Source organism: Anabaena sp. TISTR 8404, assembly GCF_056847745.1.
Genome location: NZ_CP180578.1, coordinates 5,595,107 through 5,620,494, shown reverse-complemented (window position 1 = coordinate 5,620,494; position 25,388 = coordinate 5,595,107). Strand labels below are relative to the sequence as shown.

The window sequence follows — 25,388 nt, the reverse complement described above, 5'->3', positions numbered from 1 at the left end:
AAGGTTTTTGACTTTTATCACAACTGCTTTGCGAAAAGTGCTGAGGAAGGCATGATTTATTACATAGCCAAACCGAAAAGCTTGTGAGTTGACTGTGAAAAAGTTATTCAGCGCGATTAATACTACGGGTATCTGTTTAGCACCTTGGACGGTGGTAGTTGCGATGACAACAGGGTTACTGTTAAGTATGCCAGTCAAAGGGATAGCGCAACAGCAAACCCCCGCATATTCAGCAGAGCAAGAAGCAGCTTTAAAAGAAGCTGAAGAACTTAATAAACAAATAATCAAGTTATATCAAGAAGGAAAATATGCTAGTGCTATCCCTTTAGCAGAACGCGCACTGTCTATTAGAGAAAAAGTGCTGGGTAAAGAACATCCTAATGTTGCCAATAGTTTGAATAATTTGGCTGAACTTTATAGATTACAAGGAAAATATCAACAAGCAGAACCACTATATCTCCGCTCTCTAGCTATTTATGAAAAGGTGCGGGGGAAAAAAGATCCTTATGTCGCTATTGCTTTAAATAATTTAGCTTTACTGTATCAGGAAGAGGGAAAATATCAACAAGCAGAACCATTTTATCTTCGCTCTCTAGCTATTTATGAGAAAGTTTTAGGGTCAGAAACTCCTGATGTTGCTAATAGCTTAAATAATTTGGCTGAATTGTATAGATTACAGGGAAAATATCAACAGGCAGAACCATTATATCTTCGCTCTCTGGCTATTTATGAAAAGGTACGAGGGAAAGAAGATCGTTATGTCGCTGAAAGCTTAAATAATTTAGCTTTACTCTATCAAGAACAAGGAAATTATCAACAGGCAGAACTCATCTATCGTCGCTCTTTAGGCATTTATACGAATGTCCTGGGCAATGAACATCCTGATGTTGCTCAAAGCTTGAATAATTTGGCTGAACTGTATAGATTACAGGGAAAATATCAACAAGCAGAACCAATATATCTCCTCTCTCTAGCTATTAGAGAGAAAGTGCAAGGGAAAGAAAATCCTCATATTGCCCAAAGCTTAAATAATTTGGCTGCACTGTATCGCGCACAAGGGAAATATCAACAGGCGGAACTATTGTATCTCCGCGCTCTCGCCATTTATGAGAAGATACTTGGTAAAGAACATCGTTATGTCGCCCAAATTTTAAATAATTTGGCTGAACTCTATCAGGTACAAGGCAATTATCAACAAGCAGAAACATTACATCTTCGCGCTTTGGCTATTTATGAGAAGGTACTTGGTAAAGAACATCCATTAGTCGCCCTAAGCTTGAGTAATTTGGCTTTACTGTACTTAGCCAAGGGTGATAATATTCGTGCTATTGATTTCTCACGCCGTGGGCTAGAAGTTGAAGCACAAAATCTGAATTTGATTTTTGCTGTTGGCTCAGAACAAAGAAAACAGAGTTACGTGAGAACTTTTAGTGGGACAACTAACGCCACCATTTCCCTGTCCTTGCAAGCAGTTCCGAAAAATTCAGCCGCCGCATCTCTTGCTCTAACCACTATACTCCGTCGCAAAGGACTAGTTTTAGATGCTGTAGCTGATAGTATCCAAACACTACGCGCTCAACTCGACAAAAACTCAGAAACACAAAAATTATTCAATCAATGGTTGCAAATACAACAGCAACTCTCAGCATTAGTATTTTCTGAATCAAGCAAACAAACTGCTAACCTGAAAACTCAACTAGAACAACTAGAAGCAGAAAAAGCAAAATTAGAAGCAGCTATTAGTAATAAAAGTGCTGAGTTCCGTAAGCAAACACAACCAGTAGAATTAGCCAGTATTCAAGCCAAAATTCCCAAAGATGCAGTCTTGGTGGAGATTGTGCAATATCAACCGTTTAATACTAAATCCATAACAAAGATGCCAAAGTGGGGTAAATCGCGTTATGCGGCGGCGGTATTACGCTCTACTGGTAAACCCTCATGGCTTGATTTAGGTGAAGCAGCAGAAATTGATTCTTTAGCTGTTGATTTTCGCACAGCATTAGCAACAGGAAGACCATTTAACCAAATCGCCCGCAGTTTAGATGAGAAATTAATCGTACCTATCCGTCCTTTATTGGGTGATGCGCGGCATATTTTAATCTCACCTGATGGGCAATTAACTTTAATTCCCTTTGAAGCCTTAAAGGATGAGCAGGATAAATTTTTAATTGAGCATTATGCTTTTTCTTATCTGACTAGTGGGCGAGATTTGTTACGCTTTGCTTCAAATAATCATGACGCTTCTGCGCCCGTGGTGCTGGCAGATATTGACTATAACAATCAAAAACAAACTGTGACATCCGCTAAAACAACTGGTATGCGTAGTTTACAAAACCTTCGCTCTGGTGATTTAGCTAATTTAGAATTTGAAGCGTTAGCTGCTACTAAAGATGAAGCAGTGGCGATTAAAAAGGTTTTACCCAGTGCAAAATTTCTGTTAGGTCAAGATGCTACAGAAACCGCAGTCAAACAAATACAAAGTCCGAGCATTTTACACTTGGCTACTCATGGTTTCTTCATTACCGATGTGGAACAAGATCTCAACGCATCGCTAGATTTAGAATCAACGCCACTTCAGCCCCAGATTTTACAAATTGAAAATCCCTTGTTGCGTTCGGGTTTGGCGTTGGCTGGTGCAAACAAACGCAATCAAGTCAAAGCAGGGGATGATGATGGTGTGTTGACGGCGTTGGAGGTGGCTGGTTTAGATTTGCGTTCTAATCAATTAGTTGTGCTGTCGGCTTGTGAAACTGGTAAGGGAGATGTGAAAGTTGGCGATGGTGTTTATGGTTTGCGTCGGGCTTTGGTAATTGCTGGTTCGCAAACTCAAGTTTTAAGTCTGTGGTTGGTGGATGATGCAGCAACGAAGGATTTGATGGTGAAGTATTACCAGAATTTGCAGGCGGGTAAAGGAAGACATGAAGCTTTACGTGCTGCACAGTTAGATTTACTCAATAGTCAAGAATATCAGCATCCACGATTTTGGGCGGCGTTTGTTCCTTCTGGTAATTGGACACCGTTGAAGTAGGGACGCGACGGCCGTAGCGTCTCTACTTCTGGTGAAATGACGATTCCCCAGTTAGTACTACTGACTACTGACAACAGAATATGAAAGATGATAACGGTGTATTAACGTGAATTCGACAAGTTTGTTTTAACCTCTCCCCCAACCCCTCTCCGACGCGGAAAGGGGAGCCAATACCTGAATTTTTCATTGCTCCTCCCTCACCTTTTAGATTAGGGAGGCTGGGAGGAAGAGGTTGATTGAACTCACGTTGTATTAGGTTAAATTATGACTGTTTAATGGATGATGTTAAAAGTTTCAGAAGTTAAAAGGAGGGTTTGGAAGAAGTTCGGTATCGTATTGCTGGAAGCCGGCAATGTAATCATAAAGCCATGAATAAACAGGTAGAAATTCTATCAGATCAGTCAGCGCTGGTGGCGCGATCGCTCTCGTTAATCTTATCTAAGTTGGAAACTGCCATTGCTCAACGAGGGCAATTTACCATTGCCTTATCTGGCGGTAGTACACCTAAACCTTTATATGAAGCGATCGCTACAAAAGATTTGCCTTGGGATAAAATCCACGTTTTTTGGGGCGATGAGCGCTACGTTCCCCCAGATCATCCCGATAGCAATGAATTAATGGCGCGGCGTGCATGGCTAGATCGCGTTGCTATCCCCGCCGCCAACATTCACGCCATGCCAACTTTAGATGGCGACCCAGCAGTATCCGCCGACAAGCATGAAGCCCATTTGCGAGAATTTTTTCATACTGCTGCTGGTGAGTTTCCAGCTTTAGATGTAATCTTGCTCGGTATGGGTGATGATGCCCATACTGCATCTTTGTTTCCCCACACAGAAGCACTGAAAGTCAGCGATCGCTTAATTACTGTGGGCAACAAAGATGGAAATCCCCGCATAACTTTTACTTATCCCTTCATCAACACTGCTCGCAGTGTGATTTTTGTAGTTGCTGGTGCGAATAAACGACCAGCTTTAGCCAAAGTCTTCGCGCCAGAAGCCGATGACTTTAGCTATCCATCTCGCTTAATTCGGCCGCAAGGCGAACTTTGGTGGCTCCTGGACTCAGCAGCAGGGGCGGAACTACCAGCCTAGAAGTCAAAAGTTAAAAGTAAAAAGGCAAAAGTTTAATAAGGCTACCTTTTGGCTCAATGCGAGTAAAAGCTTAAAAGTCAAAAGTTAAAAGGCAAAAGCGTCTATTCTTTTTACTTTTGCCTTTTACCTTTTAACTTCCTCAAGAGTAGTTGTTAAAATCGAAAGCTAGAATCGCCCCCTTGCCAAACTGCCGATTGGTGGAAGCAGAAGCATCTACAAAGTTCTTTCTGCTTGCCGGTACTATCTTACGCTGATCTTCAACAAAGGCTTAAATCAATGATCGTCTGCCCGAATTGCAATCATCCCAATCCCAACGGCGCTGTCCAGTGCGAAGCCTGCTATACGCCTTTACCAGCGACTAGTAACTGCCCCAACTGCGGAGCAACGGTACAGGCAGATGCTGCTTTCTGCGGTCAATGTGGTTTTAATCTGCACTCCGCTGTTGCACCTGCTCCTGTTGCTGCTACAGTTGCTCCCGAAGTACCTGTACAAGTACCGCCCTTAGTTCAACCAGATCCACTGTTAGACCTGTTACAACCAGATGCTTTAGGAATTAACCAACAACCTGCACCTGTACCACCAACAGTAGCTGCTGAAAGTACACCTCCATCTTCACCACCTGCACCTGTGGTTGTGGAAGCACCAATTCCTACTCCACCGCCTGAACCAGTAGCTGCACCAGAACCCGCTCCAGAAGAACAACCAGCACCACCTCCTGTTGCAACTCCCGTTGTGGCAAGAACTCAATTGCAGCAAGTGACAGCGCGGTTAGTTCATGTTCAAAGCGATCGCGAAATTGAATTACCTCAAAGTCTCTCGGTAATTCACATCGGTAAGCCCAATGACCGTATCCCCCCCGATATCGATGTTTCAGGGTTTAGTAATTCAGAAATTGTCTCTCGGATACACGCAGATATTCGCGTTGAGGGCGATGCTTTCTATATAGAAGATGTCGGTAGTTCCAATGGCACTTACATTAATAACTTGCCATTATTACCAGGGAACAGACACCGCCTCCGTCCAGGCGATCGCATCAGCCTCGGTAAAGGCGATTTGGTGACATTTATCTTTCAATTAACTTAAAAAAAGTCTGAAGGATGAAGTATGAAGTCTGAAAATTAATACTTCACACTTCACACTTCATACTTCACACTTCCAAAGATTAGGATGGATGAAAATACACTCCACTACTTGGGGTAATTACATTCAGGAAAGTGCGCTATGAAGGAACCCGGAAAACATTTTGAAACTTTGCTTTCTACAGAAGCCCCGCCAGAAGTAGAACGTATGGGGCTAACGTGGTTAGTAGCAGCGGCGATCGCAACTGCTGTGTTATGGCAAGTTCCAGGTGGCGATTATATTTTATACCCGTTCACTATCCTGGCAACTTGGTTTCACGAAATGGGACACGGCTTAATGGCGCTGCTATTAGGAGGACAGTTTCAAAAGTTAGAGATTTTTAGCAATGGTTCCGGTGTAGCTACTTATCGCATCGCTACTTCACTCGGCCCCCTTGGCCCCGGTTTAGTCGCCGCCGCCGGGCCAATGGGGCCACCAATTGCAGGTGCAGCATTAATTTTGGCTTCTCGTAGTTTTAAAGCTGCGTCCCTAAGTTTACAAATTCTAGGAAGTTTCTTGCTGTTTTCTACAGTAATTTGGGTACGTTCTTGGTTTGGTTTGTTGGCAGTACCTATATTAGGTTTAATTATTCTTGGTATTGCTTTAAGAGCGCCCCGTTGGATGCAAGGATTTGCTATTCAATTTTTAGGTGTCCAAGCTTGTGTGAGTACATACCACCAACTTAATTATTTATTTAGTTATAGTGCGGGTTCTTTAGGTTTATCAGATACAGCCCAGATGCAGAGATATTTACTTTTGCCTTATTGGTTTTGGGGTGGATTGATGGCGATCGCATCTTTGATTATATTGATTCAAAGTCTGCGCGTTGCCTATCGTTCAACGTAAAAGAATAGATGATAGTGAAACTAGTAAAAATTAGTATTTAACCGCAGATGAACGCAGATGAATACCCTTTAGCAGTTACAAGTTCTACACTCAGTACTTTACTTTAATTGCTGAATTAGGTACAGAATGTAGTAAAGTTCAAGCTTTAATTAACCAACTACAGTTACCCAGTTTAACTACTAACCAGCAAGCTGAAATCTTGGGAGAATTACTAGCTGCTACAGTTCATCTGCATACCCACTGTGATGAAGATTTTCAGTCGCTTATTGCACAAGAAATGGAACATTTGCCAGATAACGAGGCAACTTTAAATTCGTGATTTCTAATTGAAAATAATGTATAATGTAATGTATACATTATCGTCTTCAACCATTGTCCAGTAAAATTCGTAAGCAAATTTATATTGAGCCGCGTCAAGAGCATCGGCTGAAAGAGATAGCACAGCAAGTGGGTGTTAGTGAGGCAGAAATTATCCGCCAAGCAATTGACTTACATCTAGGCCAAATCACTCCGAGCCAAACAAATCTTGCAGCTTGGGAAGCAGAAAGAAAGTTTATCGAAGATATAAAAACTCGACCTGCGCAACCAGGAGGTAGAGACTGGCAGCGTGAAGACCTCTATGAACGGTAGAGTTTTAATTGATACCAATATTTTGGTTTATATTTATGACCCATTGGATACTACAAAACAAGCTCAGGCGATCGCAGTTACTGACCGCTTAATTCGTTCTAGCAAAGCTGTAATTAGTACTCAGATAATGGGAGAATTTTTTATGGCAACAACCCGTGCTAGGCGATTACTTTTAACTCCTGCGGAAGCACTAGAGCGAATGCGTAATTATTTAGCGGCTTGTCATGTTGTTGATATTACACGGCTTATCATCTTAGAAGCGATTCGCGGTGTAGAAACTCATCATTTCCAGTTTTGGGATGCGCAAATTTGGGCAACAGCAAGACTCAATCAAATAGAAGAAATTTACAGTGAGGACTTCGCATCAGGTTCTATAGTTGAGGGTGTGCGCTTCACCAATCCTTTTGCGGATGGATTGTGAAACAAGAAATTGGAGTGATAAATATTATCACTCCAAAACACAAATAGGTAAGACTTTTTTTCACTGAATATTACTTGCCGTTGCCGTTACCATTACCGTTACCAGCAAGAACACGTTCGGCTAACTTTTCTGGTACTTCTTGGAGATGGTCATATTCCCAGTGAAAGGAACCAACACCTAAAGTCAGCGATCGCAACTCTACAATAAAGTTCTGCATCTCTGCTTGCGGCAAATATGCAGAAACATTATCCCAACCTTGCCAATCTTGTCTGCCTTCATAACCGAGAATTTGTCCCCGTCTACCACTTAGCAGTTGCAGTACTTTAGCGGTAAACTCACTGGGTGTGGTTACTTGTACCCGCAAAATTGGTTCTAGTAAGGTGGGTTGCGCTTGCGGAATGCCAGTTTGCATTGCCAAACGAGCGGCTTGTTTAAAGGCTTGTTCAGAACTATCAACGGTGTGATAAGAACCATTGGTTAGTGTCACAGAAACATCCACAACTGGGAAGCCTAAAGGCCCATGCGCCAAAAATTCTCGCACACCTACTTCCACACCAGGAATATACTGTCTGGGAACTACACCACCGACAATGGTTTCTTTAAAGTTGAAGCCTTCGCCGCGCGGTAAGGGTTTGATATCGAGGAACACATCACCGAACTGTCCATGTCCACCGCTTTGGTGTTTGTAACGCCCATGAACTGAGGTTACAGGTTTGCGAATTGTTTCTTTATAAGGTACTTGCGGTAGATGGGTAGTCATTGGCAAGTTATATTTGCGGCGCAGTCTGTCTAAAGCAACTTGCAAATGTATCTCACCTTGTCCCCAAAGAATCACTTCGTGGGTATCGCCGTGTTGTTCCCAAGCCAGAGATGGATCTTCTTCTAGTAGTTTAGCGATCGCACTGCTGAGTTTTACTTCATCGTTGCGCTTTTCGGGTGTGATAGCCAAAGCATACACAGGTTCTAACTCTTCTGCTTTGGGAAATGTTGTTTTAAGTTGTTCTGTGGAAAGTGTATCTCCTGTTTTAATACCTTCCATCCGGCTTAAAGCAATGATTTCTCCAGCCCCAGCTTCATTGACAGATTGCTGTTGTTGTCCCATGAGGCGGTAAAGTCCACCCGCACGCACACCGTTGAGAACAATCCCATCAGTTAATTTACCTTGCCAAACCCGCACGAGGGAAAGTTTACCACCTTGAGGAGTGTAGTAAGTTTTTAACACCTGCGCCAAAGGTGCTTTGCTGGTGATACCTTTTAAGCGGCGTTCGGCTGTAGTTTCTGGTTCTGGTGCTTCCCGTAGCAATGCTTCTAATAAAGGTCTCACGCCATAATCTTGTTCTGCAACCCCAAAGAAGACGGGGACTACCAAATCTGCCCCTAATTCCATTTTTAAATCTTTGAGAATTTCTTCTTGAGGTGGTTCAATATCTTCTAATAATTCTTCGAGTAAGTGGTCATCAAAATTTGCTAAAGCTTCGAGCATTTCGGCTCGTGCAGTATGTTCTTCTTCTTTTAGATGTTCGGGGAAAGGAATTTGATCAGCAGGTGCGCCGGAATGATATTGATAAGCTTGTTCGCTCACCATATCAATAAATCCTGTTAGTTGTTCCCCTTGCATGATGGGGTATTGGTGCGCCACCAAAGGACGGCTAGAAACAGCTTTGAGCGCGTGTAATGTTTCTAGAACATGAATATTTGCCCGATCCATTTTATTCACAAAGACGAGATGGGGAATTTCCCAATCGTCTAAGAATTTAAATAGAGGAGCAAGGGTAAGGACGCGATCGCGGATGGGTTCGCAAACTACAATTGCTGCATCAACTCCCATCAAAGCATTGTAGGTTTCTTGGGCAAATTCGACGCTTCCCGGACAATCAATAAAGGTAAAGCGAGTATTGTTATAGTCGGTGCTGGCGGCGCTAACTTCTACAGTCATTTGGCGATCGCGCGATTCTGTTGCACTATCTCCGACTGTGTTACCATCCTTAACGCTGCCTTTGCGAGAAATTGCACCAGTAACAAACAATAAACTTTCAAGTAAGGTAGTTTTTCCACTTAAATAAGGGCCGACAATTGCAACGTTCCGCGAACCCATGTTTACTTTTTCGCTCATACAACCTCCCTTGCGGTAAGTTATTCTTACCTGCACTACCTGTATGTATTTTTCAGGGATAAATAATCTTTCGCTCAAAAGAGAATGATCCCTTCTTTAACTTGTAATTATCCTCCCTTTAATCAGATGCTAAAAAAATTGTAGTCAGTTGTAAGATTTAGCTTAAGAAATATTAAGCAATCAAAACTTAAATGGAAAAATTAAAATATTTGTTAAAACTCTCAGCATCAGAAAAGTTTTTATTAAGTAAATGTAACTGAACCTTTTAGAAAAATGTCGTTATCATTATTTAAATATCCCATAATCAAGTTAATAAATCTCACTATATTAGGTGGTAGTATTCTGTTAATAACTCCCACTGTTTCTGCTGCTGAGCCTGCTTGGATACTTGCGCAATCAATTAATCAAGCAGCTATAGATTGGTTAAATCAAGGATTACAGTTAATTCAAGCAGGGAGAGTGCAAGATGCGATCGCGTCCTTTCAAAAAGCGATTCAACTAGAACCAAAATTAGCCCCAGCACACTACAATTTAGGGTTAGCATACAGGCAAACAGGACAATTAAAGCCAGCCGCCGACGCATTTTATCAAGCCACCCAAGCTGATCCTAAGTTTGCTCCCGCTTTTGCTAATTTAGGCGGCGCGTTATTAGAAGGTAATAATGTACAACAGGCAAATGATTATTTACAACGAGCTATAGAATTAGATCCCAAACTTGGATTTGCGCATTATAACTTGGGGTTAGTACAGCAACAGCAACAAAATTGGGAGCGAGCGATCGCATCCTTTAAAAAAGCCGCAGAATATAGTAAAAATGCACCAGAAACCCACTATCATCTGGGTATATGTTATCTGCAACAAGGAAAGCTTGATCAAGCAAAAAAAGCCTTTCGCCAAGCAATTAAAATTAATCCCAAATATGCAGAAGCTCACTACAATCTTGGAACTATCTGGTTTAATCAAAACAAATTAAAAGAAGCTTTAGCAGCTTTTAGAAAATCAGCCGAAGCTAACTCCAACTATCCGAATGCATATTATGGTGCAGGGTTAGTTTTTATGCAGCAAAAAAAGTATGCCGAAGCTGCACAAGTATTACAATATGCCAGAGCTTTATATAAAGCTCAAGGTAATGTTCAGTGGGTACAAAATTCCGAAAAATTGTTGCAACAAGTACAAAATTTAAATTACCAACCACGCTGAGGCACGAATTTTAATATTAGGTCAAAATAATAGTAACGGGTAGACTAGTACATCTCAACGTAAACAAAATACCCATTCGTAATAACTCTCAAGCTGAGTATACAAGTTTCTTCATTTCAGACTTCAGACTTTATACTTCAGCCTTTTTCTACTAGCTGGTGTGGTGTGAAATTGACCTAATAGGAACATACCAATGCAAAAGCGCTTCAAAAGTCGATTTTTATTTTGCGATCGCTGGCTTGATCGACATTCAATTGCTCGCAACATGGAAGCTTTTCAAGACTTACTTGTAATCGTCTTGTGTTTAAGCTTATTTGCAGTCATGATCATCCAGATATGGGGTATATTTATTGCCCTCACACAGACATTAGACTATAAACATGTAACAGCAAAAATACTATTTGTCTTGATTTTAGTCGAGTTATTTCGGCTGCTCATGATTTACTTGCAAGAGCATAGTATTTCTGTTGGCGTAGCAGTTGAAGTCACCATTGTATCCGTTCTGCGAGAAGTTGTTGTTCACGGAGCCTTAGAAATTTCTTGGGTTCAAACAGCCGCTATTTGTGGTTTGTTATTCATCTTAGGAGGCTTATTACTAGTGTGTGCCAAAACACCACACATGGATTGCATGAGTGCTAATACTAAATTCTGCCCTATCGTCTATCAAGGGGGTAGAGAAAAACACAACGAACAAGAATTCCGGTATTCACATCAGTGTAATGAACATCAACCACTGACATAAATTACCCAATAGGTGATAATTCTGTGGTTATAAAAACTCAACTTTTGCTTAAGGCTGCGTCAGCAGCCTTTGTGCTTTTTTCTACGCTTTTGGGGAGATGAACCGCACCTTTAGGGTAAGTAGAAATGAAATAGAAACTTACATGAGGTAAATATATGACTACTACAAGTAACAGACAATCTCAACAACCCATCAGCAACCTAGAGTACGATTTTGTCACCGTACTGCACAATAAAGCTGAAGCAGTCAAAGCGTATGACCAATACATCCAAGATGCACAAGAAGCTAATTCTCAGCCTTGTGTAGAATTATTCCAAAAATTGCGCCAGTCTGACATAGAGCAAGCAAAAGAAATTCGCCACCATCTTCAACAAGTGTTACAGCACGGCAAGATGTAAAGCTAGTCGTTAAAATACAGTAAGCAGCTGATAACATCAGGCAGACTAATTATTAGCTGCTTGCTGCACTTGCTCTATTGTTAACTCTAAAGCTTGTGCGACTTGTTCTACACTCAAACCCAAAGCCAACAATCGAGGTACAGTTTCTAACTTAACTTCCTGTTTTGCTTCTTGCTTTGCTTCTTGTTTAGCTTCTTCAAACGCATCTTGCTTCAAGGACTGATACATTCTTGTCTTTTTAAATTCGTCATCTATACCTAACATAGCGGCTAACTCCTCCCGGCTTAACTGAGTCAACTTGTACAACAGGATAGTTTCTATCAATTCTACAATTTGTTTTTTGGTCGTTTCATCTGTCAGTTGCTCTCTTGCTTGCAAGATTAATTCTCTACCTTGTTTAACTGCTGTCTCTTCACTAGCAATAATTAATTGCACAATAGCTAATTGCAGAGAGTTTTCTACTGCTGCACCCAATTCATCTAAATAAATGCGCTGCACTTGGGAACTATCCAGCAACAACCGATAAGGCTGTTGGTCATTTGGATCTAAACTGCGTTGAGGATAAATAACAACAGCACGCCAAAAGTTGACAGATGGGTTTTGACGCAGGTAAAGAAATATCTCGGCAAAAAAGCGCCTGTAAAAATTTGTATCTAGTTGAAACTGGACTTCTACAAAGTATAAGGGTTGCTCTATGCTTTCATTTTTAGGAATAAATACTCCATCAATGCGAAAGGCTGTTTCTTTGATTTCAACAGAAACAAATTCATAGATATTTGAATTGACATTAGTTTCGCCAATAATTGCAAAAAATATACTAGGAAAAGCTTGAAATAAACTATAGAATATTTTGTCTGTTTGCACCAGAATTGTGTAGATTCAATATCTTACATTATACTTCTATAAATGGGGAATCAATTCAGCATTTGCCATAGCCTTCCGCCAAGCTATTGTTACTGCTATTCGGTAATCAATACTTCGAGAATCAACATCATAATAACTTCCATTATCAATAATAATTTTCATAGCCGTAAGAGCAATATTTGTTTTACGGAAATAGTCAATTATACCATCAATAATTGCTTCAAAAATTGTGGGAATATAATAAAAAGGAATAATGTTATCATCATTAATTTGCCACACAATTTGAATATTTCGTTGTTTAATTTTAGGCTCAATTCGTAACCATACGTGACCATAGCATCCAATACTAGTAGCAAGTCGAAGAAATTTACCTTCTGCTATTAATGGTTTAGCAATAGAAGAAAAATTACACTCAATGCCATTCCATAAATCTAATTCCAGTATTCCCTCAAACTTATCCCAGATATTAGCAACCCAATGCCATTTTTCAACGTGAGTACAAATATTATCCCAATCGGAATTACGTACAGCTTTATAAAATTTTAGCAACTTATATAATTCGCTAAGATCTTTTGATTCTGGTTGTTCTGTCTCCATTAATTCCAGTAACTTTCTTGCTACTTCTATTGTCTCATTTGTAAATAATTCTCCTGTTTCTTCATTTCTACCTCGTTCCGGCTGTTCAAGTAATAACTCAATAGTGCGCTGCAACCATTTCAAATCTTTTTTTCTGGCTTCATAAGTATAATATTGGGCATCGCTTAGTTTTTTGTCATTCATATAGATTGATTAAATCTTTAACCGGATATCAAACTCTGTAAAGCTAATAACCCAGCACCATAAGCAGGTTCATACCTTGGAAATATTACCTTTACCTGTGGAAACTGATTAACTATAGCTGTTGTAAATCTCTCATGTATTTGAGATTTACCTCGCCACACGCTACCTGTAGTCACAATTTGAAAAGTTGAGTTAGGACTAAAAATTACATCAATAACTGTAGATGTGGCTTTGACTAACTCTTGAACAGCATCGTTAATTACACTATTAGCTAATTCATCGCCTGAAGCTGCTGCTAAATCTACAATTGGCGCTAAAGATGCTATTTCTTTAACTCCCCATCCACGTCGATATATTACTTCTATTAATTCTTCTATATTCTGTAAACCAAGATGCTGTTTAAAATCTTGTACTAAACTTGTTGATATCTCACGCCCATCATAAGATTTTAATGCTGCTTGCATACCAGCAACAGCAATTCTATAAGCGCTTCCTTCATCACCTAAAATATATCCCCAACCGCCTACCCTTTTCATTTCTCCTCGTTGATTTCGACCAAAAATTATGGAACCAGTACCCGCAGCCACTACAATTCCCACATCATGACCGACTCCACCAACTAAAGCAATCAACGCATCATGGCAAATTACAATATTAGCTGGCTGTAAATCCCAAGTAATTGGCAGGAATTGACTATTTTGTAATTCCTGCACCATACTTTTTACGACTTCAATATCTCCAGAACGTCCAACACCTGCTAAACCTAAACAGATGGCTGAGATTTTGATGGTATTGGTGAACTTTGATGCTGCATTAGCAGCTGCATAAATAGCAGAGTAAATTGATTTTAGTGCTGCTTCAGTACCTATGCTTTGATAATTAGATGCACCTGCTTCGCTACGACCTAGTACTTGACGTTTATCATCCATCAAAATACATACAGTTTTACTACCACCGCCATCTATTCCTAAAACATAACTCATGGTGCTAATGTGCAGGAGATTTTTTTTGTTCTTCTTCTTTTAAAGGAATGAAAAATAAAACAATCATTCCCGGAATCGTTAGCAAACAAACCAAACTAAAAAACAAAGTATATCCTAATAATGGTTGTAAATATCCGCTGACGATTCCGGGTAGCATCATACCTAAAGCCATGATGCCAGTGGATATGGCAAAATGAGATGTTTTATATTCACCTTGAGAAATATACATTAAGTAAACACTAAAAGCTGTAAACCCAAAACCATAACCGAATTGTTCTAGTGAAACCAGCGGGTAAACTAAATTTATAGAAGGTTTAGTATAAGCCATATAAACATAAAATAAATCTGGTAAGTTCAAGGCTAAAGCCATAGGGAAAAGACATTTTCTTAACCCATATTTAGAAATTACTAATCCTCCCAATATGCCGCCAGCAATTAGTGATACTACGCCGAATGTGCCGTATACTAAACCAACATCTGATGTTGATAATCCTAGTCCGCCTGCTGCTGGTTTATCTAACAAAAACAAAGAAGCAAACTTGACAAGCATCGCCTCGCCAAATCTGTACAGTAAGATAAATGCTAAGATAACTAGAATTTTTTCTTGAGCAAAATAAGAACTAATAATTGTCCAAAATGGTATTTTATCTGTGGCTTGTAGCTGTCGTGGCTTATCTAAATCTGGTAACGGTAAACTAAATCGGTGAAAGATACAAAGTATTGCTAGAACTACAGCAGAAAAACCAATGGCTAAAGTCCAGCTTAAGGGAATATTATCAAGATATAATTCAAGCTGACCAGCTAAAACTACTAACAGTCCTGAACCAAAAATAACTGCAAGTCGATAAAATAATGAGCGAATTCCCACAAAAAATGCTTGCTGTTCTGGAGTTAAAGCTAGTAGATAAAAGCCATCTGTAGCAATATCGTAAGTTGCAGAAATAAATGCTCCTACTGTTAATGCAGTGAGGGAGATAAAAAAGAAATTAGGTAGTTGTAAACAAAAGGCTATCAAACCCAAACAGCAAAACATTGCTAGTTGGGTGTAAAGTATCCAGGCGCGTTTAGTTGAGTAAGTATCAACAATTGGCCCCCAGAACATTTTAATCACCCAGGGAAGATACAAAAGACTTGTCCACACGGCAATTTGTGTGTTGTCCACGCCAAGTTTTTTGTAAAAGATAACAGAGACTGTGTTGATGATGATATAAGGTACACCGGAGGCGAAATATAGGGTAGGGATGTAAAGCCAAGGGGAAGGTGAACGTGACATAGTTTAATTTTTTTCTGAACCACAGAGATAGACCAGTGCGTTGAAAAGATAGCTTTGAGAACGACTGGTGCGCGATTTTCGCTCGCCTAGCGTTTCTTCCAAAAGTAAATGCTATCTGTACCTATAGGGGGAATTCTATAAGAATCTTATGATATGAGTTATAGTTTTAATTTCAGCAATTAGATGTATGGTTGAGAATTGCTGGAATGTTTTAATGTAATTAAGGAATAGGGCATTAAATGCCAGCTAATATTTAAATAAAAGTTAAGCATTCTTAGCTAATTAGAGAGCTAATAAATATGGAAACTACAGAAAATACATTAATTGATAAAATTTTCCGTGACAGCAATGGCAATATTGTTATAGCTCAAATGCCAAACCCGCCGCTGATTCTTTGGGTAGTAGCTAGTTTATTAACTTTCGTTTTTCCAAGTGGCACAATCAATTCAGTCTTAAATATACTAGCAAATGGAGCTTTGTTTACTTGGGCATGGCTGGAATTATTTCAAGGTGTGAACTATTTTCGCAGAGCCTTAGGCCTAGCTGTACTTATTGGTATGATTGCATTCCAAATTCAGTAGTTATTTGATAGGGTTGGTTGTATTGGCGAGGTACATCTTGTTGAGGCTAGAGATGAGAAAATAAGATGTACCTCAGAGAATATTTTAAGAGTTATTTTGTCAGTCCCAAAATATTTAGAGGATCAAAAATTAAACAGTCTGCTCTGTTTTTTCGGGTTCTGTAGCTACTTTTTGTCCAATTTTGGGTTCAGTACCTGCCAGCAGCCGCTGTATATTACTACGGTGGCGTACAATTACATACAATCCACCAACAATACCAAACAAAATATAAGGTAATGGTTGATGGAAACCTATCATAAAAATAGAAACAGCGATCGCTCCAGCAATCGAACTCAACGATACAATTCTAGAAATAGCTACAACAACGGCAAATACTCCCAAGGTGGCTAAGCCTACTTGCCAACTCATCGCTAATAATATTCCTAAACTGGTAGCTACAGATTTGCCACCTGTAAAGCCAAGAAAAATTGATTTACTGTGTCCTAAAATAGCAGCTAACCCAACTAAAGTTACCATCCAAGGTTGCCATAATTGCAAGTCTACAGTTGGGGGAATAACTTCTGAAGTAGCAGCGAATTTAAATAAAGCATAAACTAAAGCGATCGCTAATACTCCTTTTAAGCAATCAAGTGCTAAAACAAAAGCTCCTGGCCCTTTACCCAAAGTTCTTAGTACATTAGTAGCTCCTGTTGAACCGGAACCGACTTCCCGGATATCAATACCTTTCAACTGCTTGACAGCAATGTAGCCAGTAGGGAAGGAACCCAACAAGTAAGCTACCACTAAAACCGCGCCACACAAACTTAACCAAATAGCCATAAACAATCCAAACAAGTCAAGAGTCTGTAGTCAATAGTTTAAAGGGTTTTGACTGCTGAGTTATAGCTGAAAGTCAACAGTCAACAAACTACATGAGATGAGCTTAGAGATGTTTGGAAAGTCCAAAATTATACTAAAAACCCCTCTCCAAACCTCTCCCCGAAGCGGAGAGAGGCTTTGAAACCCCCATTCCCTTGTAGGGAAGGGGGGCTTGGGGGGTTAGGTTTTTGAAATTTTGATGTTACCAACAATACTTTTCAAACAACCTCTTAGGGTTTATCTGTTGCGATTAATATTAGGTATGATTGGGACGATGATTGGTTTTGGATTTTCTGTTTGTAGCTGACTTTCGGCTTGGTTACGAGCAGTTATAGCTTGTTGATAATCTGGTTTATATTTAATAGCTTGGTTGTAAGATGCGATCGCTTCTTGATAGCGGTTTAAATTTAGTAAAGCATTACCTCTGCTATACCAACTTTCGTAATGCGCTGGTTTGTAGCGTACTGCTTTATTATAAGACGCGATCGCCTCGGCATATTTCTGCAAATTGTATTGAGAATTTCCTATACTGTACCACAGTTGATAATCGTTGCGTTTGATGTTGGCTGCTTTATTATAAGCTGCGATCGCGTCTTCGTAGCGTTGCAGTTGATGTTGTGACCAACCAATGTTGTACCATGCTTGATAGTTATCTGAATCATTTTTGATCACTTGATTAAATGATTCTATTGCTTCGGGATAGCGTCGTAAAGTAATGAGAACGTTACCTCTAGATAACCAAGCTTGGTAGTAAATAGGTTGATATTGCACCGCTTTATCATAAGCTGTAAAAGCGTCTTCGTAGCGGTTTAAATTTACCAGAGCATTACCGCGATTATACCATATTTGATAGGCATCAGATTTAATTTCTAGAGCTTTATCATAAGCTGCGATCGCTTCATCGTAATGTTTTAAATTTTGCCATGCCAAGCCTTTACTATACCAAGCTTCAACATAATCTGGGTTTAATTCTATAGCTTGTTCATAAGCTTTAATCGCATTATCGTATTGCTTTAATTCCGTGAAAACTTCACCTTTAGCGTTCCAAACTTCTGGGTAATCATCGTGTAGTTGTAAAGCTTTGTCAAAAGCAGCGATCGCTTCTGGATATCGTTGTAATTTTTGTAATGTAAAACCTCTACCACTCCAAGCATCTACATAATCTGGCTGAATTTGAATTGCTTTTTCATAAGCAGTTAAAGCTGCTGGATATTGCTTTAATTTAAACAATGTTTTACCTTGCCCATTCCAGCCTTGGGCATAATCAGGTCTAATATTTACTGCTTGTTTGTAGGCAGATAAAGCATCTTGATAGCGTTGCAATTCAAAAAGTGTATTTCCTTGCTTGGATAATTCTATAGCATTATTTGTATTTATTTTATTAATCACAAATAAAGATGCTATCCCAGTAATGCTTAATAAACAGCTTGCTAATAATAATTTTATAAATAAACCTTTTTTATGTTTATTAATTTTAATATTTTTTGGAGAATATGTCGGAGATATACTGATGGTTTTATTATCAGGTTGATTGATTTTTTTTAAAGCTTCTAATGCTACTGTAGCTGAAGAATAACGTTGGCGAAAATCATAACAGATCATTTTATTTAAAAAAGTAGCCAAATCTGGCGAGACTTTAACTTGATTTTCCCAAATGATTTCATTCGTTTCCGCATCTTTTTCTAACTGTTCAGGAGACAAACCAGTCAAAGCTTGGATTGCAATTATCCCTACAGCATAGATATCACTGCTAAATTTTGGTGTACCTTGTGCTTGTTCGCTAGGAAGATAGCCTGGAGTACCAATAGCAACAGTAGATTTAGTTTGACCTTCGGGAGTAATTACTTGGGTAGTAATTTGTTTGACTGCCCCAAAATCGATTAAGATTAACTTGCCATCCGCATCCCGTCTAAGTAAATTGCGGGGATTTACATCACGGTGAATAACATTTTGTTGGTGAACAAATTCTAAAATTTCTAATATTTCTTGTAAAAGTAATATCACTTGGTCTTGACTAAGAGTTTTACCAGAGACTAACTCTTGACTTAAATCATGACCAGGGATGAATTCTTGTACAAGATAAAATTCGGCATTTTCTTCAAAATAAGCTAACAGTTGCGGAATGCGATCATGCGTACCTAATTTATAAAGAACCTGAGCTTCAGTGTCAAATAAACGCCTGGCTATCTCTAAAGTCGCTACATTGCTGGCTTGGGGTTTGAGTTTTTTCACAACACATTGCGGCGAACCTGGTAGCTGAGTATCACAGGCTACAAATGTTTCACCAAATCCCCCACCTCCCAAGTGGCTAATAATTTGGTATCTTCCAACAAGTGTGTTTCCCAGCATTGTGTGTGCCTAGTTAAATGCAACGCAGTCTGATTCCAATCTTGCCACAAGAAAAAGTCTGAAGTGTGAAGTATGAAGTCTGAAGTATGAAATTTTATTCTTGAGCCTTCTGCATCCTGCCTTTTACCTTTTTACTTTTAACTTTATTTTCATGATTCCTATTAGCGATCGCCTGCATAATCGTAGCAAACCAATCATCAATTATTGGTTGATTGGCATTAATATTGCTATCTTTCTTTGGGAACTTCAGCTAGAACTAACTGGTCAACTAGGATATTTTGTTCATAGTTGGGGTTTGATTCCAGGTCAAATTACAGCAGCAATTACCAACGCAATTTTTGGCAATCCCGCAGCTGGGATTGTCGTTTTTTGGCGATCGCTTTCTCTAGTTTTAGGGTTGTTTATTCATGCTAGTTTTAGCCAAATATTAGGTAATTTACTATTTTTGTGGGTTTTTGGGAAAAGTGTTGAAAATTGGCTCGGACATAGGCGTTATCTGGGATTATATTTAACGGCTGGCATTTTGACGGGATTGATGCAAATTATCGCAGAACCGAATTTAACAGTGCCATTAATTGGGGCAAATGGAGCGATCGCGGGAATTTTAGGCGCATACGTGATGAAGTTTCCCTACACAAAAATTTATACAGTTTTACCTTTATTACTTATATATATTCCTCTGGAACTGCCAGCAACTTTTTATGCCTTTTGGTGGTTCGTGCAGCAAATTTTTTATGGTATTGGTAGTTTAAACATTCCACCAGTTGGGGCAAATTCCCTGAGCTTAGCTTATTGGATGCAAATTTTTGGATTATTGATGGGTGCGGCTTACATCAAATTGAAGATAGGCGATCGCGCAGTCTAATAAATTTATCATATACCTTGCGGCTGAATAGTTTATGTACCCAGTGAGAGATTGTATTTTTGCAGAAAAAAATCCATACTCATTCACACTATGGGGTCTCTGCCGTTTCAATTGAGATTATTTATTGCAAGTGGTTTTCAAAATGCCAGACCATGATCAAGATGAATTAGCAGCTTTACGGCAGCGTGTTGCAGAGTTAGAAGACTTAGAAATTCAATATCAGTGCAAGCAAGTAGCACTGGAAGCACAATTAATTGAACTTCAAGCCAAACTAACAAAAGCAGGCATAACTCCTCATAGTCAAGCAGAGATGGCATGGACGTTGCAACAACTCCAACAAGAAAAAGCCGAACGCCAACAAGTTGAAATTGCCCTGCAAGAAAGTGAACAACTCCTCAGACTGGCCATAGATGCTGCTTGGATGGGTTTTTGGGACTGGAATATTTTGACCGATAAATTAATTTGGTCAGAAAGCCATGAACTGCTGTTTGGTTTAACTCCAGGTAGCTTTGAAAATAATTACGCTGCATTTTTAGCTTGTCTGCATCCTGAAGATAGACAAGCTGTAACGAAAAATATTAGCGCTGCTTTGACAAATAATACTGACTACAAAGACGAATTTCGCATTATTTGGCCTGACCAAAGCCTGCATTGGATTTCTTCTCAAGGAAAATTTTACTATGACGAGAAAGGACAGGCTGTAAGAATGTTCGGCGTATGTATGGATATTACATCTCGCAAGCAGACAGAAGAAAACACTCGCCAACTAACAAGCCAAGTTCAAGAACAAGCAAATCTCTTAAATGCCATCCTCGCCGCCTCTGTGGATCATATTTACATCTTTGATCGCTTCGGTCGCCATAAATATATCAGTCATGGCGGTGCTGCAATACTAGGCTTAGAACCGCAGGAACTTCTGGGTAAAACATTGCGAGACCTGAATTTGCCCAATGATTTTGCCGAACAAGTAGAAAATCAACAAAAAGTTGTGATGGCCTCTGGAGAATCAATCAAGGATGAATGTCAATTAGTCACAATCGAAGGAGTGCGTGACTATGAATATATTCTCACGCCACTACGCAATCATGCCGAAAGTATTGAAGGTGTAATTATCGTTTCTCGTGATATTACTACACATAAAAAAGTAGAACAGTCATTACGCGAAAGTGAAGCTCGATTCCGCCGCTTGTTTGAGTCTAACTTGGTTGGGGTAGCTTTTTGGAATGTCGAAGGTTTCATTATTGATGCTAACGATGCTTATTTACAGTTAGCTGGTTACACGCGTGATGAATTTACTGTCTTAGGAAAAATTAATTGGCGAGAACTCACACCACCAGAGTATCAACATTTAGACGATCGCGCGATCGCTGAAGTTCAAGCAACCGGAGTTTCGCAGATTTACGAGAAAGAATATGTGCATCGCAATGGTAAACGGGTAGCGATTGTTTTAGGTGTAGCGTTGTTAAATGATTCTCAAGATAGAGGAGTGGCTTTTGTTTTAGATATTAGCGATCGCAAACGCGCCGAACAAGAACGCGATCAATTATTACAAACAGAACGCTTCGCCCGTCAAGAAGCAGAAGTTGCTAACCGCATCAAAGATGAATTTCTCGCTGTTCTCTCCCACGAATTGCGGACTCCCCTCAACCCGATTTTAGGCTGGGCAAAATTGCTGCGAAATCGCAAGTTTGATGAAAAAACTACAAAACAAGCTTTAGAAACTATTGAACGCAACGCCAAATTACAAACCCAATTAATCGAAGATTTATTAGATGTCTCTCGCATCCTCCAAGGAAAATTAAGCTTAAATGTCTGTCCGGTAAGTTTGGTTATGCTTGTGCAAGCAGCATTAGAAACAGTACGCTTGGCAGCAGAAGCCAAATCTATTCAAATTCACACCGTATTTGACCCCAATATTGGGCAAGTCATGGGTGATCCCAATCGCTTGCAACAAGTAGTGTGGAATTTACTTTCTAATGCAGTCAAGTTTACCCCAGCGGCCGGACAAGTAGAAATTGAAGTTAAAGAAATTGATGGTCAAGCGCAAATTCAAGTCAGCGATACTGGAAAAGGAATTACCCCAGAATTTTTACCATTCGTATTTGATTACTTTCGTCAAGCTGATGGTACTACGACTCGCAAATTCGGCGGTTTAGGTTTAGGATTGGCGATTGTACGCCAGGTGGTAGAAATGCACGGTGGAACAGTCAAAGCAGACAGCCCCGGTGAAGGATTGGGCGCTACCTTTACAGTCAGGATACCTTTGATAGTGATCAACGAACAAGTCAGACGAGAAGCAAATGAATCTTTAACTGGTGAGTCCGAATCTCCCAATCTTTCGGGTGTCAAAGTTTTAATGGTGGATGATGAACCAGATATCCGCGACTTAATTAGCTTTATTTTGCATGATTACGGTGTGGATGTTATCACAGTCACATCCGCAGCCGAAGCTTTGGATGAACTGTCGCAGTCAGTACCTGATATCTTAATTAGTGACATTGGAATGCCCGAAATTGACGGTTATATGCTAATGCGGCAGTTGCGCCAGCGATCGCCCCAACAAGGTGGAAATGTACCCGCGATCGCTCTCACAGCCTATGCTGGCGAAATTAACCAAAAACAAGCACTAACAGCAGGATTTCAATTGCACATCCCCAAGCCAGTCGATCCCGATGCACTAGTAAGAGCGATCGCTACTTTAGTTAACCGTTAGGAGTGTTGAGTGCTGAGGAGCCACTGCGTTGCGGAGGTTCCCTCCGTTGAAGCAAGTGGCGTTGCTGAGTAAAAAATTACTAGTCTTTAGTCCCTAACCTCTAACCTCTTCTTTCTTCATTTCATACTTCACACTTCACACTAGCCTGCGGCAAGCCGCTGCGCGTCTACACACTTCATACTTCAGCCTTTTCAACAAACACTTGATTTTTTCACCAGTAACATATATATTGCTACCCATCTTTTGCCGCTAAACTTTTATATTCTCTGCGTAACCATGCGGTTTCGATATATTCATCATGTCTAGCCAAAGCATAATTCAAAGTATATATACTGATGGCGCTTGTACTGGGAATCCTGGCCCTGGGGGTTGGGGCGTTGTAGTTTATTTCAACGATGGCTCAGTTCACGAAATGGGTGATGCTGCAACCCATACAACTAACAATAAAATGGAAATGCAAGCAGCGATCGCGGCTTTAAAATATTTCCATACCTCTGGACAATCTCAACCCATCACTCTGTATACCGATAGTGAATATCTCATCAACTGTGTTACCAAATGGGTAAAAGGTTGGAAAAAAAGAGGTTGGAAAAAAGCAGATGGTAATCCTGTACAAAATCAAGACCTTTTAGAAGTTTTAGATGAACTGAATACCCGCCAAATCAGTTGGCAACACGTTCGTGGTCATGCTGGTAACGTTGGTAACGAACGTTGTGATGCGATCGCCCGTAGTTTTGCTGCTGGTAAAATCCCTTCATTGAAAGAAGTATCTTCTAGCAACAATCACAAAACTTTACCTAGTTCTAATGAACTAAATGTAGCGAAAGTTTCTGAAGATAAGGCACACTCGACAATAATTAACAAAGATCAATCGGAAACCATTACATCTGCATCAGACATAACTCTTATGGAACCATCCACCGCACAGACTGCGGCCGCAATTGACACAACAACGCCTGGAATCAGGATCGAACAACTCCGCAACTTAGTTGAAACTCTACGTATCGCTGATGAAATTGCTGAAAAAGGCTATCTAATTACTAGTTCTGAATTAGCAGACTTAATGGATGTCCACGCCAGCGCCGTCACTAGCCGGGGGGATCAATGGCGCTGGCGGAACTGGATTGTGTCACGAGTCCGCCGCGAAGGTAATCAAATTCTTTGGGAACTTGAACGCGGCGATCGCGTGGGAGGTGAGGAAGAATAAGACAAGGGTGCAGGGTGCAGGGTGCAAGGGTGCATTAAATACTCAGCACTCAGCACTCACCCCATATTTCCTCCCCCGCCATTCTTTTGGAGTGCGGAATGCAGATAAGAAGATGCGTAATACAGCAATGGGATCAGCTAAAGGAGACAACCAGAATAACCAACCACCCTTAGCGGTTTTGCGGTCATAAGAAGGAGCGATCGCAAAAAGCATTCCCAAGCGAATCAGCAACAGAAATCCATTCAAACCCAGCAATAAAAGCTGCGGGAGTGATAAAGCTACGGGAAGAAAAATTAAATAAGCCAGTAAAGTCAGCAGCGGCAAACCTTGCACTGCTGAAAGTAGCCATAAATCTCCCCAAATTTGCCCAGGAGTTGATGCGTCTTTCAAATCGAGGCTACGCCCCCACTCTTTCCAAGTTTCTAGCGCTCCCTCATACATCCGCACCTTTAGCACCTTTGCGCCATCTAAAAAGCCAACCTTATATCCCTGTGCCGCAATATATCGCGCTAAAGTCACATCATCACAAAAAGAACTACTAGCACTGGTATAACCACCCACAGCTGCTAAAACAGAACGACGACACAAAAAGCATTGTCCATTTGCCATCACCCTTTCTGGTTGCTCAGTTCTAATTCCCGCTGGGTCAAAGCGATACAACAAAGTCATCAATAAAGCAGGTTGTAATAAACACTCACCCGGATACTGAAGGATGAACTGGGGTGAGAGTGACACCAAATCATAGCCTTGTGCTGCTGCGGCCTTGACTAAACCAGCAACCAAACCCGGATGTGGTTGAGTATCAGCATCCATCCCTAAAAACCATTCGCTATCCTCTGAGCTATATAAAAAGCCGTTGTGTAGCGCCCAAGGACGACCTACCCAATTAGCAGGTAACGGATCATCAGTCATCACACGAAAGCGGGGATCTTTTTGCTGTGCAGCTTTTACTAAATCAGGAGTCCCATCTTGAGAATTACTATCTACAACAATAATTTCTCTAACTTCGTAGCTTTGCAAACTCAAACCAGACAATAAAGGAGTAATGCGGCGAGCTTCATTTAACGTGGGAACAACAACGCTGACATTACCCAAAAGCTCCGGTGTAGCCTGTTGGGGTTGAATTGGTGGGAGTCTTCCCGGCCCTTTCAGTAGACGCGATAGCAAAATCGCTGTTGCTGGTAGTTGGATAAGTAGCAATATAAGCGGTATAACGCTTTCTACTGTCAAAGCGTTGTGCATAAATGTCTGTTAGCTCTACTAAGGCTCATCTGTAACTCAAAACACAGTGAAGTATAAATTTTATCAATTAGCTAACTAAGAAAAT

At 40.3% G+C, this 25,388-nt stretch carries 21 protein-coding genes; 13 read left to right on the top strand and 8 right to left on the bottom strand.

Features of this window, described 5'->3' with window-relative positions; genetic code table 11:
* Positions 1-94: 94 nt before the first annotated feature.
* The 6 genes from ACMX3D_RS24420 (at position 95) to ACMX3D_RS24395 (ending at position 7,135) form a co-directional block, all read left to right on the top strand.
* Positions 95-3,028, top strand: coding sequence for a CHAT domain-containing tetratricopeptide repeat protein (locus tag ACMX3D_RS24420; protein WP_482748387.1), 2,934 nt, complete (start codon positions 95-97; stop codon positions 3,026-3,028).
* Between the two features lie 368 nt (positions 3,029-3,396).
* A complete protein-coding gene (gene pgl / locus ACMX3D_RS24415) occupies positions 3,397-4,119 on the top strand; it encodes a 6-phosphogluconolactonase (protein WP_482748386.1) in 723 nt (240 codons plus the stop codon).
* A 276-nt stretch (positions 4,120-4,395) separates the two neighbouring features.
* Positions 4,396-5,202, top strand: coding sequence for an FHA domain-containing protein (locus tag ACMX3D_RS24410; RefSeq protein WP_482748385.1), 807 nt, complete (start codon positions 4,396-4,398; stop codon positions 5,200-5,202).
* A 138-nt stretch (positions 5,203-5,340) separates the two neighbouring features.
* Entirely contained in the window at positions 5,341-6,084 is a 744-nt protein-coding gene (locus tag ACMX3D_RS24405) for a M50 family metallopeptidase (RefSeq protein ID WP_482748384.1), read from the top strand.
* Between the two features lie 372 nt (positions 6,085-6,456).
* Positions 6,457-6,714, top strand: a complete 258-nt coding sequence (locus ACMX3D_RS24400) for a ribbon-helix-helix domain-containing protein (protein ID WP_482748383.1) — start codon at positions 6,457-6,459, stop codon at positions 6,712-6,714.
* Positions 6,704-7,135, top strand: a complete 432-nt coding sequence (locus tag ACMX3D_RS24395; RefSeq protein WP_482748382.1) for a PIN domain-containing protein — start codon at positions 6,704-6,706, stop codon at positions 7,133-7,135. Before ACMX3D_RS24400 ends, ACMX3D_RS24395 begins: the two co-directional genes overlap by 11 nt.
* Before the next feature lie 70 nt (positions 7,136-7,205).
* Here the strand turns inward: ACMX3D_RS24395 and ACMX3D_RS24390 are convergent, their stop codons facing one another.
* Positions 7,206-9,248 (bottom strand): elongation factor G, encoded by a 2,043-nt coding sequence (locus tag ACMX3D_RS24390; protein ID WP_482748381.1) that lies wholly within the window; start codon positions 9,246-9,248, stop codon positions 7,206-7,208.
* Between the two features lie 273 nt (positions 9,249-9,521).
* Between ACMX3D_RS24390 and ACMX3D_RS24385 the strand changes: the two genes are divergently transcribed.
* The 3 genes from ACMX3D_RS24385 to ACMX3D_RS24375 all read left to right on the top strand — a co-directional run bounded on the left by ACMX3D_RS24385 (position 9,522) and on the right by ACMX3D_RS24375 (position 11,588).
* Positions 9,522-10,448 carry a tetratricopeptide repeat protein gene (locus tag ACMX3D_RS24385; RefSeq protein WP_482748380.1) on the top strand — a complete coding sequence of 309 codons (927 nt, stop codon included), beginning with the start codon at positions 9,522-9,524 and terminating at the stop codon, positions 10,446-10,448.
* 193 nt (positions 10,449-10,641) lie between these two features.
* Positions 10,642-11,190, top strand: coding sequence for a phosphate-starvation-inducible PsiE family protein (locus ACMX3D_RS24380; RefSeq protein WP_482748379.1), 549 nt, complete (start codon positions 10,642-10,644; stop codon positions 11,188-11,190).
* A gap of 155 nt (positions 11,191-11,345) precedes the next feature.
* Positions 11,346-11,588, top strand: a complete 243-nt coding sequence (locus ACMX3D_RS24375) for a hypothetical protein (RefSeq protein ID WP_482748378.1) — start codon at positions 11,346-11,348, stop codon at positions 11,586-11,588.
* 45 nt (positions 11,589-11,633) lie between these two features.
* Here the strand turns inward: ACMX3D_RS24375 and ACMX3D_RS24370 are convergent, their stop codons facing one another.
* From ACMX3D_RS24370 to ACMX3D_RS24355, 4 genes are read right to left on the bottom strand one after another with little or no spacing between them, the layout of a single operon-like run.
* On the bottom strand, positions 11,634-12,452 hold the full coding sequence (locus ACMX3D_RS24370; RefSeq protein ID WP_482748377.1) for an Rpn family recombination-promoting nuclease/putative transposase: 819 nt from the start codon (positions 12,450-12,452) through the stop codon (positions 11,634-11,636).
* A 36-nt stretch (positions 12,453-12,488) separates the two neighbouring features.
* A complete protein-coding gene (locus ACMX3D_RS24365; protein WP_482748376.1) occupies positions 12,489-13,232 on the bottom strand; it encodes a hypothetical protein in 744 nt (247 codons plus the stop codon).
* A gap of 17 nt (positions 13,233-13,249) precedes the next feature.
* Positions 13,250-14,215, bottom strand: a complete 966-nt coding sequence (locus ACMX3D_RS24360; RefSeq protein ID WP_482748375.1) for an N-acetylglucosamine kinase — start codon at positions 14,213-14,215, stop codon at positions 13,250-13,252.
* A 4-nt stretch (positions 14,216-14,219) separates the two neighbouring features.
* The gene (locus tag ACMX3D_RS24355; RefSeq protein ID WP_482748374.1) at positions 14,220-15,488 is read right to left on the bottom strand and encodes an MFS transporter; all 1,269 of its coding nucleotides are present in this window, start codon (positions 15,486-15,488) and stop codon (positions 14,220-14,222) included.
* A 299-nt stretch (positions 15,489-15,787) separates the two neighbouring features.
* On the opposite strand from ACMX3D_RS24355, the gene ACMX3D_RS24350 reads away from it, so the two are divergent.
* The gene (locus ACMX3D_RS24350) at positions 15,788-16,069 is read left to right on the top strand and encodes a hypothetical protein (protein ID WP_482748373.1); all 282 of its coding nucleotides are present in this window, start codon (positions 15,788-15,790) and stop codon (positions 16,067-16,069) included.
* A 129-nt stretch (positions 16,070-16,198) separates the two neighbouring features.
* On the opposite strand, the gene plsY is transcribed toward ACMX3D_RS24350, so the two are convergent.
* Complete coding sequence (plsY, locus tag ACMX3D_RS24345; RefSeq protein WP_482748372.1) at positions 16,199-16,888, bottom strand: glycerol-3-phosphate 1-O-acyltransferase PlsY; 690 nt, start codon at positions 16,886-16,888, stop codon at positions 16,199-16,201.
* A gap of 276 nt (positions 16,889-17,164) precedes the next feature.
* Positions 17,165-19,276: a tetratricopeptide repeat protein gene (locus ACMX3D_RS24340; RefSeq protein ID WP_482748371.1), complete on the bottom strand. Its 2,112-nt coding sequence runs from the start codon at positions 19,274-19,276 to the stop codon at positions 17,165-17,167.
* 151 nt (positions 19,277-19,427) lie between these two features.
* Between ACMX3D_RS24340 and ACMX3D_RS24335 the strand changes: the two genes are divergently transcribed.
* The 3 genes from ACMX3D_RS24335 (at position 19,428) to rnhA (ending at position 24,061) form a co-directional block, all read left to right on the top strand.
* Positions 19,428-20,141: a rhomboid family intramembrane serine protease gene (locus tag ACMX3D_RS24335; RefSeq protein WP_482748370.1), complete on the top strand. Its 714-nt coding sequence runs from the start codon at positions 19,428-19,430 to the stop codon at positions 20,139-20,141.
* Positions 20,142-20,283: 142 nt separating this feature from the next.
* Positions 20,284-22,854 carry a PAS domain-containing hybrid sensor histidine kinase/response regulator gene (locus tag ACMX3D_RS24330; protein ID WP_482748369.1) on the top strand — a complete coding sequence of 857 codons (2,571 nt, stop codon included), beginning with the start codon at positions 20,284-20,286 and terminating at the stop codon, positions 22,852-22,854.
* Positions 22,855-23,152: 298 nt separating this feature from the next.
* Positions 23,153-24,061, top strand: coding sequence for a ribonuclease HI (gene rnhA / locus ACMX3D_RS24325; RefSeq protein WP_482748368.1), 909 nt, complete (start codon positions 23,153-23,155; stop codon positions 24,059-24,061).
* Positions 24,062-24,103: 42 nt separating this feature from the next.
* Here rnhA and cruG read toward each other — a convergent pair whose 3' ends face one another.
* Positions 24,104-25,303 (bottom strand): 2'-O-glycosyltransferase CruG, encoded by a 1,200-nt coding sequence (gene cruG / locus ACMX3D_RS24320; RefSeq protein WP_482748367.1) that lies wholly within the window; start codon positions 25,301-25,303, stop codon positions 24,104-24,106.
* Positions 25,304-25,388: the final 85 nt, after the last annotated feature.